This is a genomic window from Saccharothrix sp. BKS2, assembly GCF_047689505.1.
Taxonomy (GTDB): domain Bacteria; phylum Actinomycetota; class Actinomycetes; order Mycobacteriales; family Pseudonocardiaceae; genus Actinosynnema; species Actinosynnema lopnurensis.
In genome coordinates this window covers 20,882-38,114 of the sequence record NZ_JAUQOL010000002.1, presented here as the reverse complement: position 1 = coordinate 38,114, position 17,233 = coordinate 20,882, and the positions used below count along the sequence as shown (strand labels likewise).

At 73.6% G+C, this 17,233-nt stretch carries 16 protein-coding genes; 14 read left to right on the top strand and 2 right to left on the bottom strand.

The genetic code is table 11. The features are described 5' to 3' along the window. The first annotated feature begins 39 nt into the window (after positions 1-39). The 9 genes from Q5530_RS02755 (at position 40) to Q5530_RS02715 (ending at position 9,261) form a co-directional block, all read left to right on the top strand. The gene (locus Q5530_RS02755; protein WP_415360498.1) at positions 40-861 is read left to right on the top strand and encodes an SAM-dependent methyltransferase; all 822 of its coding nucleotides are present in this window, start codon (positions 40-42) and stop codon (positions 859-861) included. 106 nt (positions 862-967) lie between these two features. Further along, positions 968-3,130, top strand: a complete 2,163-nt coding sequence (locus Q5530_RS02750; protein ID WP_415360496.1) for a putative bifunctional diguanylate cyclase/phosphodiesterase — start codon at positions 968-970, stop codon at positions 3,128-3,130. Between the two features lie 71 nt (positions 3,131-3,201). Continuing rightward, positions 3,202-5,115, top strand: a complete 1,914-nt coding sequence (locus Q5530_RS02745; protein WP_415360495.1) for a glycoside hydrolase family 15 protein — start codon at positions 3,202-3,204, stop codon at positions 5,113-5,115. Between the two features lie 51 nt (positions 5,116-5,166). Next, on the top strand, positions 5,167-5,760 hold the full coding sequence (locus Q5530_RS02740) for a DUF3558 domain-containing protein (RefSeq protein WP_415360493.1): 594 nt from the start codon (positions 5,167-5,169) through the stop codon (positions 5,758-5,760). A gap of 106 nt (positions 5,761-5,866) precedes the next feature. Then, entirely contained in the window at positions 5,867-6,256 is a 390-nt protein-coding gene (locus Q5530_RS02735; RefSeq protein ID WP_415360492.1) for a transcriptional regulator, read from the top strand. 35 nt (positions 6,257-6,291) lie between these two features. Next, positions 6,292-7,638, top strand: coding sequence for a PPE domain-containing protein (locus tag Q5530_RS02730; RefSeq protein WP_415360491.1), 1,347 nt, complete (start codon positions 6,292-6,294; stop codon positions 7,636-7,638). A gap of 76 nt (positions 7,639-7,714) precedes the next feature. Next, complete coding sequence (locus Q5530_RS02725) at positions 7,715-8,533, top strand: ESX secretion-associated protein EspG (protein ID WP_415360490.1); 819 nt, start codon at positions 7,715-7,717, stop codon at positions 8,531-8,533. Between the two features lie 9 nt (positions 8,534-8,542). Beyond that, on the top strand, positions 8,543-8,923 hold the full coding sequence (locus Q5530_RS02720) for a sterol carrier family protein (protein WP_415360489.1): 381 nt from the start codon (positions 8,543-8,545) through the stop codon (positions 8,921-8,923). A 14-nt stretch (positions 8,924-8,937) separates the two neighbouring features. Next, positions 8,938-9,261 (top strand): hypothetical protein, encoded by a 324-nt coding sequence (locus Q5530_RS02715; RefSeq protein WP_415360487.1) that lies wholly within the window; start codon positions 8,938-8,940, stop codon positions 9,259-9,261. Positions 9,262-9,273: 12 nt separating this feature from the next. Here Q5530_RS02715 and Q5530_RS02710 read toward each other — a convergent pair whose 3' ends face one another. Next, positions 9,274-11,268 (bottom strand): alpha/beta hydrolase, encoded by a 1,995-nt coding sequence (locus tag Q5530_RS02710; protein WP_415360486.1) that lies wholly within the window; start codon positions 11,266-11,268, stop codon positions 9,274-9,276. Continuing rightward, the gene (locus tag Q5530_RS02705; RefSeq protein ID WP_415360485.1) at positions 11,265-11,570 is read right to left on the bottom strand and encodes a hypothetical protein; all 306 of its coding nucleotides are present in this window, start codon (positions 11,568-11,570) and stop codon (positions 11,265-11,267) included. Before Q5530_RS02705 ends, Q5530_RS02710 begins: the two co-directional genes overlap by 4 nt. Positions 11,571-12,140: 570 nt before the next feature. On the opposite strand from Q5530_RS02705, the gene Q5530_RS02700 reads away from it, so the two are divergent. From Q5530_RS02700 to Q5530_RS02680, 5 genes are all read left to right on the top strand, one after another. After that, the gene (locus Q5530_RS02700) at positions 12,141-12,872 is read left to right on the top strand and encodes a maleylpyruvate isomerase N-terminal domain-containing protein (RefSeq protein ID WP_415360484.1); all 732 of its coding nucleotides are present in this window, start codon (positions 12,141-12,143) and stop codon (positions 12,870-12,872) included. 116 nt (positions 12,873-12,988) lie between these two features. Continuing rightward, positions 12,989-14,521, top strand: coding sequence for an amidophosphoribosyltransferase (gene purF / locus Q5530_RS02695; RefSeq protein ID WP_380637564.1), 1,533 nt, complete (start codon positions 12,989-12,991; stop codon positions 14,519-14,521). A gap of 65 nt (positions 14,522-14,586) precedes the next feature. Continuing rightward, positions 14,587-15,669, top strand: coding sequence for a phosphoribosylformylglycinamidine cyclo-ligase (purM, locus tag Q5530_RS02690; protein ID WP_415360483.1), 1,083 nt, complete (start codon positions 14,587-14,589; stop codon positions 15,667-15,669). A 165-nt stretch (positions 15,670-15,834) separates the two neighbouring features. Continuing rightward, complete coding sequence (locus tag Q5530_RS02685) at positions 15,835-16,365, top strand: SigE family RNA polymerase sigma factor (RefSeq protein WP_415361163.1); 531 nt, start codon at positions 15,835-15,837, stop codon at positions 16,363-16,365. Continuing rightward, complete coding sequence (locus Q5530_RS02680) at positions 16,362-17,228, top strand: hypothetical protein (protein ID WP_415360482.1); 867 nt, start codon at positions 16,362-16,364, stop codon at positions 17,226-17,228. Before Q5530_RS02685 ends, Q5530_RS02680 begins: the two co-directional genes overlap by 4 nt. Positions 17,229-17,233: the final 5 nt, after the last annotated feature.

Below are 17,233 nucleotides of genomic sequence, written 5' to 3'. Positions count from 1 at the left end.
ACCACAACGGTGGGGAACCGACAGCGTCTAGGAGTGCGTGTGGACAGCGTGGAACGGCCGACCTGGGCGCCGGGCGACATCGACCTGAGCAGACCCAGCATCGCGCGGGTCTACGACTACTGGCTGGGTGGCGCCCACAACTTCGCGGTCGACCGGGCCGTGGCCGACAAGACCCTGGCCGACGCGCCGGTGATCAAGGAGGTGGTGCTCAACCACCGCGCCTTCCTGCGCAGGGCCGTGCGCTACCTGCTCGACCAGGGCGTCCGCCAGTTCCTCGACCTGGGCTCGGGCATCCCGACCGTGGGCAACGTGCACGAGATCGCCCAGGCCACCGACCCGACCGCGCGCGTGGTGTACGTGGACGTGGACCCGGTCGCGGTCGCGCACAGCCGGGCCATCCTCACCGGGAACGACCTGGTCACCGTGCTCCAGCGGGACGTGCGCAACGCGGAGTCGGTGCTCGGCGCGCCCGAGGTGCGGGGCCTGCTCGACTTCGACCGGCCGATCGGCGTGCTGATGGTCGCGCTGCTGCACTTCGTGCCGGACGACGAGGACCCGCAGGGCATCGTGGCCGCCTACCGGGACGCGATCCCGGCCGGCAGCCACCTGGCGCTCTCGCACGTCGGGTACGAGGAGGGCGACTGGGACCCGGCGTGGGACCGGGCCACCGGCACCTACAACCGGGGCGTCACCCAGCTGGTGTGGCGGCGCGGGCACGAGGTGGAGGCCCTGTTCAAGGGGTTCGACCTGGTGGAGCCGGGGGTGGCGCGGCTGCCGCTGTGGCACCCGGAGTCGCCGGACGACGTGGGCGAGGACGCCGCCAGGTTCGTCAGCTTCGGCGCGGTGGGGCGGAAGTCCTGATGGCGGCGGGGGAAGGGGCCCGCCCGGGGGAGGTGCGCCGGCGGATCTGTCGACCGCGCACCGCGAGCGGCCGTATCCTCTGCGTTGTGGCGGCAGGCCGGCGGACATGACGGAACAGGTTGACCATCGGGTGGCGGCACCAGGCCGATCGAACCTCGACCCCGCCGTCCAGGCGGGGGCCGAGTCGTTCGCCCGGACCTGGGCCACCGCGGTCATCGGCAGCAGCTACGTGCCGATGACCCGGGCCGAGGTCGCCGAACACCTCCAGGCGCTCACCGAGGTGCTGGTGCACGCGCTGCACGCCAGCCCGTTCCGCACCGCGCCCGGCTACGAGATCGGCGCGCGCCTGGTCGAGGCCCACTTCACCGGCACCGACACGCTCGGCCGCACCGTGCAGCTGCTCGGCGACGACCTGCTCGCCGAGCTGGGCGTGCCGCGCGACGAGCTGATGCGCTCCCGGCTGGCGGCGCTCCAGGGCGCGCTGTCCGCCGGGTACGCCCGCGCGCTGCGCGAGCGGACGCTGGCCGAGCAGGAGGCGATCCGCGCGGCCGTGCTGGACGCCCGCGACCAGGCCGAGGCCGCGCTGCGGGCGTCGGAGGCGCGGTTCCGGGCGATGTTCACCGAGGCCGCGATCGGCATCGGCATCGCCGACATCGAGGGCCGCATCCTGGACGTGAACCAGGCGTTGCAGGACATGCTCGGGTTCAGCGTCGAGGAGATGCGGCAGTACAACATCCGCGACCTGATGCACCCGGAGGACGGCGGCACGGTCTGGCGGCTGTACGACCAGCTCACCGCGGGTGAGTGCGACCACTACCGGGCCGAGAAGCGGTTCCGCCGGGCCGACGGCGAGCAGGTGTGGACGCACCTGACCCTGTCGCTGGTGCGCGACGACCACGGCGAGCCGCAGTACCAGGTGGCGATGATCGAGGACGTCACCGACCGCCACCTGCTCCAGAACCGGCTGCGCTACCAGGCGCTGCACGACCCGCTGACCGGCCTGCCCAACCGGGCGCTGTTCCTGGAGCGGCTGGGCCGGGTGTTCAACAACCGCCACAGCCACCGGGCCGGCCTGTGCTACCTGGACCTGGACGGGTTCAAGGTGATCAACGACAGCCTGGGCCACGACATCGGCGACCGGCTGCTGGTCGAGGTGGGCCGCCGGCTGGACCTGTCGGTGTCCGGCGAGGGCAAGCTCGTGGCGCGCATGGGCGGCGACGAGTTCGTGATCCTGGTCGAGGGCTCGCGGGACACCCAGGACATCATCGCGGTGGCCGACCGCGTGCTGCGGGAGCTGGAGTCCCCGATCCGCATCGGCGGGCACGAGCTGACCGTGTCGGCGTCGATCGGCATCGTCGAGCGCGCCCTGTCCGGCACCACCGCGGCCGACCTGATGCGGGACGCGGACATCACGCTGTACTGGGCGAAGGCGGACGGCAAGTCGCGCTGGGCGCTGTACGACCCGGAGCGCAACGCCAAGGAGGTCGCCCGCTTCACCCTGTCCGCGACCATGCCGGCGGCGCTGGAGCGCGACGAGTTCTACGTGGACTACCAGCCGCTGGTGCGGTTGGAGGACAGCACGATCGTGGGCGTGGAGGCGCTGGTCCGCTGGCAGCACCCGGAGTTCGGGCGGTTGGCGCCGGACCGGTTCATCGAGCTGGCCGAGGAGACCGGCCTGATCGTGCCGCTGGGCCGGTGGGTGCTGCGCAAGGCGTGCGAGCAGGCGCGCCGCTGGTTCGAGGCGTTCGGCGACTCCGCGCCGTTCGTGTCGGTCAACCTGGCGGTGCGGCAGTCGCGCGACCCCGAGCTGGTGCGGGACGTGAAGCGGATCCTGGACGAGTGCGCGCTGCCGCCGCACCACCTCCAGCTGGAGCTGACCGAGAGCGCCATCATGGGCACCGCGGACGAGCCGCTGGAGGCGCTGCGGGCGCTGTCGGACATGGGCGTGCGGATCGCGATCGACGACTTCGGCACCGGGTACTCGAACCTGGCGTACCTCAAGCACCTGCCCGTGCACGAGCTGAAGATCGCGGGCTCGTTCATGGAGGGGCTGCGGGCGGCGGACGAGGAGGACGCGGTGGACGCCCAGATCGTCTCCACGCTGGTCCAGCTGGCCCACGCGCTCCAGCTCGGCGTCACCGCGGAGGGCGTGGAGACCCCGGCCCAGGCCAAGCGCCTGCACCGGATCGGCTGCGACACGGGCCAGGGCTGGTTCTTCGCCAAGCCGATGAAGCCCGAGGAGATCGAGGAGCTGCTCGGGCGCAGCTGACCGCCGCCGCGGTTGATCGTCCTGTGTGGACTGTTGTTTGACATGGCCCGCCGCGGTGCACCCAACAGGGCATGACGCCCCCCTTGGTCGCGGTGCTGCTGGCGAGCGCGTTGACCGTCCCCGGTCCCCCGGCGACCTACATGCCCGCCGACAAGCAGGGGTTCGGCACGGCCCGCCAGTCCGAGAGCCCGGTGTGGTTCACCCTCGGCCGCGACGGGCTGAACGAGGTCTTCTACCCCGACCTGAGCACCCCGGCGACCCGGGAGCTCACGCTCGTGGTCGACGGCCGCGCCGCGGCGAACGCCCGCACCGAGCCGATCGGCAGGCTGCGCTACCGCCAGGTGTTCCGCGGTCCCGGCTGGCAGGCCCGCCTCACCTACACCACCGACCCGTCCCGGGCGACCGTCCTGGTCGACGTGGAGTTCTCGGGCCGGCCGGCGGACGTGCGGGTGGTCTTCGACCCGAACCTGTCCCGCGACGGCGACGACGACACCGCCGTGGACCAGCCGGACGCGCTGGTGGCGCGCGACCAGCGGGCCGCGAGCGCCCTGGTCGCCGACCACGGGATCACGCCCGTCAGCGCCACCACCGGCAACGTCGTCCAGACCGGTGAGCTGCGGTTGAGGGGCGGCCGCACCACGCTGGCCCTGGGCTTCGGCGGTACCCCCGAGCAGGCCCTGACCACCGCGCGCTCCTCCCTGGTCGAGGGCTTCCCCCGGCACGCCCGCCGCTACGACCGGGGCTGGGAGGACTACCTGGGGTCGCTGGAGCGCCCGCGCGCCGCCGACCGCGACCTCTACGAGACGTCGATGGCGGTGCTGGCCGCGACCGAGGACAAGCGCAACCCGGGCGCGTTCGTCGCCTCGCCGAGCTTCCCGTGGGCGTTCGGCTTCGACCGCGAGATCGCCCCCGAGTTCGGCTCCTACGCCCTGGTGTGGCCGCGCGACCAGTACCAGGTGGCCAGCGCCCTGCTCGCGGCCGGCGACACCCGGGCCGCGCACCGCGCCCTGGACTTCATGCTCGACGTGCAGCAGCAGCCCGACGGCCACCTGCCGCAGAACACGCGCGTCACCGGCGAGCCGCACTGGACCAACGTCCAGCAGGACGAGCAGGCCGCGCCGATGCTGCTGGCGTGGCTGCTCGGCCGCACCGACCGGGACACCCTCGACGGCCTCGTGCGCGCCGCCGAGTTCATGATCGCCCAGCCGGACGCGCCGTTCACCCAGCAGGAGCGCTGGGAGAACCAGAGCGGGTACTCGCCCGGCACCATCGCCGCCGAGATCGCCGGCCTGGTGTGCCTGGCCGACCTGCTCGGCCGGGTGGGCGACCCGCGCGCCGCCCGGTACCTCGGGATCGCCGACGGCTGGGAGGCCCGGGTCGAGGAGTGGACGGTCACCCGCACCGGCCCGTTCTCCGACCGGCCCTACTACCTGCGGCTCACCAAGGACGGGCAGCCCGACCGGGGCACCACCTACAACCCCGGCGACAACCACCCGACCGAGATCGACCAGCGCGCCGCCGTGGACCCGAGCTTCCTCGAACTGGTGCGCCTGGGCGTCCGGTCGCACGACGACCCGGTGGTGCGCGACACCGTGCGGGTGGTCGACGAGCAGCTCAAGCGCGGCCGGTTCTGGCACCGCTACAACGGCGACGGCTACGGCGAGCGCGCCGACGGCGGCCCCTGGAACCTCGGCCACGGCCGCACCTACGGCCGCACGTGGCCGATCTTCGCCGGCGAGCGCGGCGAGTACGAGCTGCTGGCCGGCGACCAGGGCGCCGCGCGCCGCCGCCTGGCCGACATCGCGTCCGCCGCCAACCCGGGCCGGATGCTGCCCGAGCAGGTGTGGCTGGGTCGCGGCACCACCTCGGCCACCCCGCTGGCCTGGACGCACGCCCAGTACGTGCGCCTGGCGTGGTCGATCGAGGCGGGCGCGCCGGTCGAGCGGCCCGCCGTGGTGGCCTGCCGCTACGCGGAGCGCTGCTGACCCGGCCCGTTCGCGCCGTCGGGCGCGGGCACGTCCGATACGTTGGGGCCCATGCCTGGGCTCCCGCGCCGCGCCGTGCCGCTCCTCGCCGCCCTGGCCCTGCTCACGGGCTGCTCCGAGACCACCGGCGGGTCCGCCACCGCGGGTGACCGGGGTCCCGGGCGTTCCGCCGCCGCGTCGAGCGAGCCGACCTCCGCGTCCCGGGCCCCGGCCCGCCCGAGGACGATCGACGTCGGGGGTGTCGACCCGTGCACCGCGCTGACCGACGCGCAGCGCGCGCGGTTCGGTGCCGGCCGCCCGCCCCGCGCGGGCACCGCCACCGTCTACGACTCCCCGACCTGCGACTTCTTCCGCGAGGACCGCACGTGGGGCTTCCGCGTGACGACCGTGACCACCACCGGCATCTCCTGGTACACCGACGGCGGCTTCGCCGTGGAGCCGGAGCGCCTGGAGGTCGGCGGCTTCCCGGCGGTGCTCGGCCGCGCCCCCGGCGACGACCAGGTGTGCTTCCTGGGCGTCGACGTCTCCGACGGGCAGATGATCGACGTTCAGGTGTCGAGCTTCGAGGGCACCCCCGTGGACGAGCTGTGCCGGCTCGCACCGCAGATCGCGGGGGCCGTGGTCGAGACGCTGGGTAACCGGTAGCGATAGTCGGTTCGCAGGCGGAACCACTCACCCGTGTGATGCATCAGAGCTAAAGTCATCCCGAATGCGCACGGTGGGGTGTGCGTGGTGCCGAGGAGGGTGTGTCGTGTTCATCGACGGCGGTGGCGGTGGTGGTTCCGCGCAGACCACGCCGGACTACAGCGGGACGCAGCAGAAGCTCAGCATCGAGCCGTCCGCGATCCCCGGCGCCCGGCAGGTCTTCGCCAACGCGCTGGAGGCGCTGGACGCCCAGCTGCGGGACGCCCAGGGCGCGCTGCACGCGCGCAACTGGGCGGGCGACCCGGTCAGCCGGGAGACCGCCGAGAAGTTCAACCAGGACACTTTCGAGTCGGGCGACTCGGCCGCGCTGAACGCCATCCTCGCCTACCGCGAGCAGCTCAGGGGCGTGGTGGAGCAGCTCACCACGATCGAGGCGGACTACCGCCGGGTCGAGGGCGACAACGCCGCGTCCTGGGGACGCGTCGGCAACGACTGACATGACGACCAACGCACCCGAGGGGGGCGAGCACCATGGGTGACCACCGCTGGCGCGGTTACGCACACCCCGATCTGTACCGCATGATCAACGAGGGTCCCGGCGTGGCGGCCTCCCGGCCCATCGAGGACAAGTGGAAGGCGCTGTCCGAGACCCTGGCCGAGATCGACACGTCCATCCACGACGGACTGGCGAAGCTCGGCGCGGTCTGGGAGGGCTCCAGCGCGAACGCGGCCCAGGCGGCGCTCTCGCCGCTGGGCGAGTGGGCCTCCGACGCGCAGCGCGCCTCGGACGTGATGAAGTCCTCCGCGCAGCTCCAGGGCGAGTACATCGTGGACGCGCGCAAGGAGATGCCCGAGCCGGTCCCGGTGACCACCGAGGCGCCGTCCACCGGTGACAAGATCCTCGGCGCGCTGACCGGACCGGTCGGGATGATGCACGTCATCCAGCAGCAGCAGGACCACGAGCGGCAGGAAGCGGCGCAGGACAACGCCGAGGCCAAGGCCGTCGAGGTGATGAACAGCTACCAGTCCAGCAGCGAGTGGAACAGCAGCACGCTGGGCGAGTTCGTGCCGCCGCCGCAGGTCGTCATCGACACCCCGCCGCCCGCCGGCGCCGGCCAGTACAACAGCTACACCGTGGCCCAGAGCGCCGGGCAGCCCTGGACCACGCCCGGTGGCGGCGGCGGTGGCGGCACCACCACGCCGTCGTGGGCCCCGCCGAGCGGCTCGCCCGTGCCGCAGCCCGGCCTGCTGCCCGGCAACAACGGCACCACGAACCCGTCGTGGGCCCCGCCGGGCAACCCCACGCCGACCCCGCAGCCGGTGCCGCCCCCGCCGGTCGCGGTCAGGCCGCCCGTGGGCCCGCCCCCGATGTGGACGCCGCCGCTGCCCCCGCGCACCGGCCCGGTCCCGCCGAGGGGTCCCGGTGGCCCGGGTGGTCCCGGCGCCCGGCCGAACCTGCCGCCCGGCGCGCGGGTGCCCGGTGGTCCTGGTGGCCCCGGTGTGCCCGGTGGTCCCGGTGCGCGCGGCGGGATGCCCGGTGTGCCCGGCGGTCCGGGGATGCCCGGCGGTCCGGGTGCGCACGGTGGCGTTCCCGGTGGCCCCAACCCGGCCGGTGCCGGTCCGCGCGGCCCGGTGGCCGGTGGTCCGGGCGGGTTCGGTCCCGGTGGTTTCGGCCCGGGTGGTCCCGGTGCCGCCGGTGGTCCGGGTCGTCCCGGTGGCGCGGGCGCGGGCATGGCCGGTGGCGCCGCGGGCGCCCGGCCCGGCGAGGGCGAGGAGGACCAGGAGCACAAGCTGGCCGACTACCTGGTCGAGACCGACGACGTGTTCGGCGACGACCGGCTCGTCGCACCGCCCGTGATCGGGGAAGTGCCGCAGTAGCCAGTGAGCGGAGCGCGGGCCCGCGCCGTCCCGGACGGCGCGGGCCCGCGCCCGGCTCCGAGGACCGGGGGTTGGCGTGACGTATTTCGGGGGGCCGGCGGATCGGGAGCCCATCACGCTCTCGGCCGAGGAGTTCGACGTGCTGTGGGAACGCCTGGACCTGGGGCAGGTGCCGCTGGTCATCAAGGTGCCCTCGCCGGGCCGGACGCACCGGGAGCGGGCCGAGGTGGAGCGGCGCGCGTGGCACGGCATCGGCGCCCGCGGGCTCGGCGGGCCCAGCGGCCTGGCGCCGGAGCTGCACCACCTGCTGCGGCAGTTCTCCCGGCCGGAGCGCGAGGTCGACGGCCGGGTCTGGATCGGCCGCAGCGTGCGCGTGCTGGCCGTGGCCAACGGCGACGACGGCGCGGTGGCCACCCTCGACGACAACCGGCTGGCGTTCCGGCGCGCGGCGGGCTCCGGCCTGGCCTCGGCGGTGCTGGGCGCGCTGCCCGCGCACCCCGCCGGCACCGGTCACTCCGTCACCATGCCGAGCGCCGACCTGGAGGCGGCGGTGAAGCGGTCCGACGGCTCGCCCCGGTCGCTGGAGAACTCGCTGCGCCAGCACGGCGTGCGCCAGGAGGACGCGACCACGCTGGTCAAGATGTTCACCGGGCTCGTGCACACCGGCAACTTCGGCGCCGCGGCCCGCGACAAGTACGGCAAGCGGTGCCGGCCCGACCGCGTGGTGGCGTTCTTCGACACCGAGGAGGGGCGCTACCTCCAGCAGCGGCGCGCGTCCAACGGGACGGAGCCGTGGAGCACGTTCACCCCGACCGACGCCCGGCGGCTCACCCACCACGTGGAGGAGCTGCTGGCCGAGGCGGTGCACTCCGCCGGCCTGCGCGTCGGGCGCTAACCTCGGCCCGTGCCGTCGAAACCCGTCGACCCGCGCGAGGCGCGCGCCGCGGTCGAGGCCGTGCTGCCCTGGCTGACGGGCGAGGGCGTCGACCAGCCGGCGCGCCCGGTGCTCGCGGCGGCCGTCCGGTTGAGCCTGCGGACCCTGGAGCAGGCCGCGCCGGGCCGCAGCGTCGAGGTGCGGGTGCCGCCGTTCGCCGCCGTGCAGTGCGTGGCCGGGCCCCGGCACACCCGCGGCACACCGCCCAACGTGGTCGAGACCGACCCGCGCACGTGGCTGGAGCTGGCCGTGGGCCGGTTGGGCTGGGACGAGGCCGTGGCCGACGGTCGGGTCACCGCGTCCGGCAGCCGGGCGGATCTGTCGACCGCCCTCCCGGTGCTGCGCTTCTAGCTAAGCTCGACGGCGTGAAGGCGCTCAAGGCGTGTGCCGCCGTCCTCGTGGTCGGAGCCGTGCTCGCCGGTTGCGGCAGCGACTGGTCGGGGGAGCTGCGGCTCAAGGTCGTCCGCATCGTCGAGACGAACGACGACGCACCCACGCGGGTCGGCATGGAGCTGGACGGGGACCAGCCCGACGCGCCCCACACCGGCACCTACGGCGCGGACCTGGACCAGCTGCCCGAGGGCGTCGCCGTCGGGGACGTGGTGATCTGCACCGTCACCAAGACCGACGAGAACGGCCTGGACGGCGTCGACCCGAAGTACGACGTCGGGCCCTGCCGAGCCGCCTAGAACCAGGACCGCCTAGAACCAGGACCCCACGGTCCGGTCCCACACGTCGCCCGCGCCCTCCACGACGTCGCGGCCGAACTCGACCACGTCGCCGACCCCGCCGACCACCACGTCCGCCGTGTCGCTGACCAGCTCCTTGCCGGTGTTCAGCAGGCCGGTGCCGGCCTCGGACCAGTTGCCGTTCCACGCCTCGCGGCCGGCGCCGTAGAGGCCGGTGCCGACGTCCATGCCCAGGTCCGCGACGCCCGCGGCGGTGCCCGTGACGATGTCGACCGCCGGGCCCACCACCGGGACGTTCGAGTACGGGCCCGAGGGACCCAGCGGGTCGTCGTACCACGCCTGCCCGGTCACTGAGGCGCCCTCGCCGGTCGCGATGCGGGCCAGGTTCCGCACCGACTCCGAGTTCGGCGTGTAGTACTCGGAGTGCGCGCCGTGGATCATCGTCGAGTCGGTGGTGCCGAACGTCCGCGCGCCGAACGCGTCGTCGTACGGGCCGGTCGACGAGCCGTCCTCGGTGAACCAGGTCGAGCTGGTGCCTTGCACGACCGGGTCGTGCTCGGTCGCGCCGACGTACACGTGGCCCTCGCCCACCGACAGCTGGCCGACGTGCGAGGCGCCCACCCCGGGCGAGCCGACGAACGCGATGTCGTCGGCGGCCAGGCCGTTCATGCCCGCGTAGCCCACGGTCGTGGAGCCGTAGGAGTGGCCGATCACGGTCAGGTGCTGGCGGTTGCCCGCGGCCTCGGCGGCCGCGCGGTAGCCGTTGACGTCGGCGACCAGGTTCGCGCCGCCCTCGCGGGCCTGCGCCGGGTTGTCCACCTCGCCGATCGCCCAGCCCGGGGCGTCGTAGCCGAGCCACTGGATGGTGGCGTTGCCCTCCGCACCCATGGCCTGGCGCAGGTTGCCCGCCTGGCTGACCGAGAAGCCGTCCAGCGTCGACCCGGTGCCGGGGACGGCCACGGCGAGGTTGCGGGCCGTGTCCGGGTCGCCGTAGGCGAGGGCCGTCGCGCCGTCGCCGCGCGGGCCGTACGGGTCCCACGCCAGCACGCGGACGTCCGCCTTGCCCTCGGCGTTCAGCCAGCCCTGGTCCTGCGAGAACACCTCGGCCTCGGCGATGCTCTGCTGGACCTTCGCGGCGTTCTCCGCCTTGGCCGCGGCCTCCTGCCGCTGCTCCACCATCTGCGCGTACTGCGGGTCGTTGAGCAGCCGAGTCAGGTCGCCGGAGTCCTTCGGGTCCAGCCCCAGCTCGCGGGCCCGCTCGGTCATCCGCGAGTCGAGCTGGTCGCGCTCGGCGGAGAAGCGCCGGAGGTCGTCGTCGATGCGCAGCCGGTTGGCCTGGTCGAGGACGCCCGAGGGCAGGCCGCGCAGCCGGCCCAGTTCCTGGAACCGGGTGCGCATCAGCTCATCCTGCTGCTCCTTGCCCAGCGACTTCCACCAGGCGGCGACCTGGCGCGGGTCGGTGCCCGGCGCGGGCACGGCGGCGGTGGTGCGCAGGGCCGTCGCGGTGGCGTTCCAGCCGGGGTCCTGGGCCGCGGTCTCGGCGAAGCCGGGGCGGACCTGGCCGAGGGCTCGGGCGTAGCTGCGCAGGACGCGCTCGTAGCTGTTCTTGACGTTGGTGAGCTGCTCGTTGACGCGGTTGGCCAGGTCGCGGGTCTGGGCCTCGTCCAGCGCGGGGGAGCGGCCGCGCCAGAAGTCGATCAGCTGGTCGGCGCTGCCGCGCATCTGACCGTAGGCGCGGGAGGTGGCCTGGACGACGTCCGCGCCGGCGGCCAGGCGCTCACCGGAGAGGGTCGCGGACCGGGCGGACAGGTCGGCGCGGCCCTGGAAGCCGGCGGCGGCGTCGCCCCGCCAGGTGGAGGTCGCGGTGGAGCCGCCGGCCGTGACCGACTCACCCGCGCGGCCCACCGCGCTCCTGGCGCCGGTGATGGGGTCGGCCGCGGCGGCGACGCGGCCCGCGTCGCCCGTGGCCAGCCGGGCGTACAGGGCCTCGGGGTCGGTGTAGCTCACGCCAGGCCCCCCTCGATGCCGCGGAAGGCGGTGTGCGAGTCGTCGTCGGCGCGCTGGTAGGCGTCGGCGTTCTCGTTGAGCCCGTCGCCGGCGTCGCGGTACCAGGCGCTGCCGCGCCGCAGGTCGTCGGACTGCTCGCCTGACCACCTGGTCAGGGCGTCGACGAACTCGGCGGCCGCGGGGACCTGGCCCAGCGCGTCGGCCTCCAGCCTGAGCATGGAGATCAGCTCCGCGCCGTCCGCCGCCGCGTCCGAGCCCTCGTGGAACTGCTTGGACGCCGCGCGCAACTGCTCTGGTTGCACACCGAACACGGTTGTCCACCCTTCGTGCCGCCGGGCCGCTGGGAGTGCGACGCACCGTCATCTTCTCCGGTTCCCCGTGCGTTGCGAACGGGTCGGGTCGCGGTACCTGCGGGTCTCCTCCCGGCGCGTGCCCGGCCCTCGCAAGATCACCCGTACGTGATCTTGCCTGATTCGAACAAGCGTTCGAACATGGACTCATGACCTCATCACCGGCTTTCCGCTCCCCGTCCTCTTCCTCCTCGCTCCCGCGCTTCCGGCTCCCCCGGTTCCCGGACTTCCGCTTCCTGCGCTTCTGCTTCCTGCGCCTGCGCTCCCGGCTGCTGCGCTCCTCGCCCCTTCCTCCCGCACCCCTCTGCTCGTCGGCTCCCCACTGCCTGCCCCCGCCCCCGCCTTCCGCACCTCCTCCCTCCCCCTCCCCGCGCTCTCCTCTCCTCCGTTCTCCCTCCCCTTTCCCCTCTCCCTCCCCTTCCCCTCCGGCCGGCCGGAACCTCTGGTCGCTCCTCCCACTCCAACCCCCGGGCAGGTGCGGCACGATGACCGCTACTTGCGAACCGAGCGGGGAGGCTGCACGTGCCAGGAGGGTGGACCACCCAGCGGTGGACCGGGGTCTTCACCGAGCAGGCGGCGATGTTCCGGGCGGCGGTCGGCAAGGCCGATCCCGCGGCCCCGGTGCCCAGCTGCCCGGGGTGGACCTTCACCGAACTGACCCTGCACGTCGGGCGGTTCCTCGAAACGTCGCTGGAGTACCTGCGCACCGGCAGCACCGTCCGGCTCCGGCTGCCCCCGCCGCCCACCGGGGTCGCCCCGGTCGAGTACCTCGACACCCAGCTGGCCAAGGCCGCCGAGATCCTGCCCTCCGTCCCGGGCAACCGGGCCGCGTGGACGTTCTCGCCCGCCGCGCCGGACCTGGCGTGGGTGTGGCACCGCCGCCTCGCCCACGAGCTGGACCTGCGCCGGTGGGACGCCCAGGCCGCGCTGCGGGAGCTGGTGGTCGGCGACGCCGACTTCGCGGTCGACGGCATCGACGAGGCGCTGACCACCCTGCTCGCCGCGAAGTACGCCACCGACGTGCCCCCGACCACCGAGGGCACCGCGCTCGTCCAGCTCACCGACGTGCCGGAGGCCCGGGTCGTGACCTTCGCGCCCGGTCAGGTCCCCGAGGTGCGGGCGGCGTGGCCCGGCGAGGAGGCCGACCTCCGGGTGACCGGCGAGGCGCAGATCGTCCACTACGGCCTGTGGGGGCGGCTGCCGGTCGAGCACACCGGCGACGAGCGGGTCTGGTTCGCGCTGAAGCTCGACTGAGGGCGCCGACCAGGGGTGCGTTTCGTCACGTCCCGGGATTTGCCAGGGGCTGGTACCACCACCCGACAGCCTTACACTCGTTGGTGCAGCCCGACCTCGTCGCTAGGGAGCACTCGGTGGTCACCGACCAGTCCGCAACCGGCCGAACCGACCACGCAGAACAGGAAGAACGCGAACCCCGCGAAGAATGCGGTGTGTTCGGCGTCTGGGCCCCGGGCGAAGAGGTCGCGAAGATGACCTACTACGGCCTGTACGCCCTCCAGCACCGCGGCCAGGAGGCGGCCGGCATCTCCGTCGGCGACGGCAGCCAGGTGGTGGTCTTCAAGGACCTCGGCCTGGTTAGCCAGGTGTTCGACGAGCAGGTGCTGTCCAGCCTGCACGGCTACGTCGCCGTCGGCCACTGCCGCTACTCGACCACGGGCTCCACGACGTGGGAGAACGCGCAGCCGACGTTCCGCACCACGGCCACCGGCTCCGGCCTGTCGCTCGGCCACAACGGCAACCTGGTGAACACCGCCGAGCTGCTGGTGAAGGCCCGGGACGCGGGCGTCGACACCAAGCGCGGCGCGACCACCGACTCCGACCTGGTGTGCGGCCTGCTGGCCGCCCACGCCGCCGACATCGGCATCGAGCAGGCGGCCATGGAGCTGCTGCCGACGCTGCGCGGCGCGTTCTGCCTGGTGTTCTCCGACGAGTCGACGCTGTACGCGGCCCGCGACCCGCAGGGCGTGCGCCCGCTGGTGCTCGGCCGGCTGGAGCGCGGCTGGGTCGTGGCGAGCGAGACGGCGGCGCTGGACATCGTGGGCGCGTCGTTCGTGCGCGAGGTCGAGCCGGGCGAGCTGATCGCGATCGACGAGAACGGCCTGCGGTCCAGCCGGTTCGCCAACCCCGAGCCCAAGGGCTGCATCTTCGAGTACGTCTACCTGGCCCGCCCGGACACCACCATCGCCGGCCGCTCGGTGCACGCCACCCGCGTCGAGATCGGCCGCCGGCTCGCGGTGGAGCACCCGGTCGAGGCCGACCTGGTCATCCCCGTGCCCGAGTCCGGCACGCCCGCCGCCATCGGGTACGCCCAGGCCAGCGGCATCCCGTACGGATCGGGCCTGGTCAAGAACGCCTACGTCGGCCGCACCTTCATCCAGCCGTCGCAGACGATCCGCCAGCTGGGCATCAGGCTGAAGCTGAACCCGCTGCGCGACGTCATCCGCGGCAAGCGCTTGGTGGTCGTGGACGACTCGATCGTGCGCGGCAACACGCAGCGCGCCCTGGTCCGGATGCTGCGCGAGGCCGGCGCGGTCGAGGTGCACGTGCGGATCGCGTCGCCGCCGGTGAAGTGGCCGTGCTTCTACGGCATCGACTTCGCCTCCCGCGCCGAGCTGATCGCCAACGGCCTGGACAACGACGGCATCCGCCGGTCGGTCGGCGCCGACAGCCTGGGCTACGTGTCGCTGGAGCAGCTCGTCGCCGCCAGCGAGCAGCCGAAGACCCGCCTGTGCACGGCGTGCTTCGACGGCGACTACCCGATCCCGCTGCCCGAGGACGCGCTGATCGGCAAGCACCTGCTGGAGGGCATCCGGGGCGTCTCGGGCTCGGCCACCCCCGTGCTGCCGAACGGGTACGGTGCCGAGGACGCCCTGCAACGGCCCTGACACGCGGACCGGTGGGGACGACGAGCAGGAGCACGGGCCCCGGAGAAAGCCGGATGCCCCGGACCATGGAGCACAGTGACGTGACGGACAGCGCCAAGGCGACCTACGCCGCAGCTGGGGTAAGCATCGAAGCCGGCGACGAGGCGGTGGAGAAGCTCAAGCCGTGGGCGGCGAAGGCGCAGCGTCCCGAGGTGCTCGGCGGCATCGGCGGCTTCGCGGGCCTGTTCCAGCTCAAGCTGGACCGCTGGAAGGAGCCGGTGCTCGCCTCCTCGACCGACGGCGTCGGCACGAAGATCGCGGTCGCGCAGGCGATGGACAAGCACGACACCATCGGCGTCGACCTGGTCGCCATGGTCGTGGACGACCTGGTGGTCTGCGGCGCCGAGCCGCTGTTCATGCAGGACTACATCGCCATCGGCAAGGTCGTGCCGGACAAGGTCGCGGCCCTGGTCAAGGGCATCTCGGAGGGCTGCGTGCAGGCGGGCTGCGCGCTGCTGGGCGGCGAGACCGCCGAGCACCCCGGCCTGATGGGCGCGAACGACTACGACATCTCCGGCACGGGCGTCGGCGTGGTCGAGGCGTCCGCCATGCTCGGACCGGACCGGGTGCGCACCGGCGACGTGGTCATCGCCATGGGATCCTCCGGCCTGCACTCCAACGGGTACTCGCTGGCCAGGCACGTGCTGCTGGAGATCGCCCGGATGCCGCTGGAGGGCCACGTCGAGGAGTTCGGCCGCACCCTCGGCGAGGAGCTGCTGGAGCCGACCCGCATCTACGCCAAGGACTGCCTGGCCCTCGCCGCCGAAGCGGAGGTCCGGACGTTCGCCCACGTCACCGGCGGCGGCCTGACCGCCAACCTGGCCCGCGTGCTGCCGCCGGGCGTGCGCGCCGACCTCAACCGGGGCACCTGGACCCCGGCGCCCGTGTTCGCCCTGATCGCCCAGCGCGGCCGGGTCGAGCGCGAGGAGATGGAGAAGACGTTCAACATGGGCATCGGCATGGTCGCCGTGGTCGCCCCCGAGGACGTCGACCGGTCGCTGGCCGTGCTGACCGCCCGCCACGTCCCGGCGTGGGTCCTGGGCGAGATCGTCCCCGCCGACGGCCCCACCGCCACCGCCACCCTGACGGGCGACCACCCGAGGTTCTGACGAAAGGGCGGACCACTCGATCGGGTGGTCTCCGGCCCGAAGACGTACGGAAACACCGTTACCGTCATCGGTTGAAAAAATAAATCGGAGCCCCTCAACCCGACCCTCGTCCCGGAGCAACCCCCGAGGTCGCCGCGCCGTACCAAGCGGCGACCGAGGAGGTACCTGGTGGACCGGGAAAGTGAGTTCGGCGAGTACGTCGACGCCCGCGCACTGGTGATGCGGCGAACCGCCTACCTGCTGTGCGGCGACTGGCACCGCGCCGAAGACCTGGTGCAGACGGCGTTGACCAAGCTCTACGTCGCCTGGCCCAGGCTCCGGCGCGACGGCGCGGTGGACGCCTACGCGCGCAAGGTGCTGGTGCGCACGGCGATCGACGAGTCCCGACTCGCCTTCCGCCGCCGCGAGACGGTGGTCGACACGGTCCCGGACCGCCCGACCCCCGAGTCCGGGTCCGCCTGGTCCGCGCCGGCCCTGCCCACCGGGTCCGCGGACCTCGACGTGCGCCGCGCCCTGGCGGCCCTCCCTCCGGGCCGGCGGGCCGTCGTGGTGCTGCGCTACTGGGAGGACCTGAGCGTCACCGAGACCGCCCGCCTCCTCGGGCGCACCGAAGGCACCGTGAAGAGCCAGGCGGCCAAGGGCTTGGCCGCGCTGCGCACCCTTCTCGGCCACGACGTCCTGGAGGAGCAGCGATGACCGACATCAAGCAGGCCCTGGCCGCGGCGTTCGACGACGAGCCGCCGCTGACCATCGACCGCGCGGCGATCCTGCGGACCGGTCGCCGCAGGGCGGCCTTCCGCCGCGGCTACATCGCGGTCACCGTGCTGGCCACCGCCGCGGTCGTGTGCGTCCCGGCCGTGCTCGGGTCCGGCGGGGGAGGCGGGAGTGCGCAGGTCGGGGGCGTTCCGCCCTCCGGGGCGCCGCTGCCGACGGCGCCGAGCACGTCGGTGACGGCGAGCGCGCCCGCCGCCACCACCGTCACCGGCGCCCCGGTGTCCACCGGTCCGTCCACGACCTGGGTGACCAGCTCGCCGGGCTTCGCGACCAGCACGTCGGTCACCGCGCCCGCGCCCCCCGTGTCACCGACCGCGCGGCGTGCGTCCGAGCTGACGCAGCTGCTGGCCTCGTCCGGCGCGATCCCGGCGGGCGCGCGGTTCCAGCCGTACCCGGGTTACCCGACGGGGCCGTGGGAGTTCGCGGTCGACGAGGGTGGGTACGAGGCCGTCGCCGACGTGACCACCGCCGCGGGGCGCGGCCGGGTGATGGTCAGCCTCGGCGGTGGCGAGGCGCCGAAGTGCGACCCCGCGTTCAACACCCCCAGGTCGACCTGTGAGAACCGGGTGGTCGAGGGTCACTCGATCGTGGTGCGGGTGACGACGAGCAACGACGTCCAGCCCGTCACGTTCGTCGCGGTCTGCACGAGCAAGTCGGACGGCACCCTGGTCGAGGCGACCGCCATGAACGGCGACCCCGGCAAGACCGGCATCACGGGCGCCAACCCGCCGCTCAACGCCGAGCAGCTGGCAAAGATCGCGACACTGCCGGGGTTGACCTTCTAACCTGT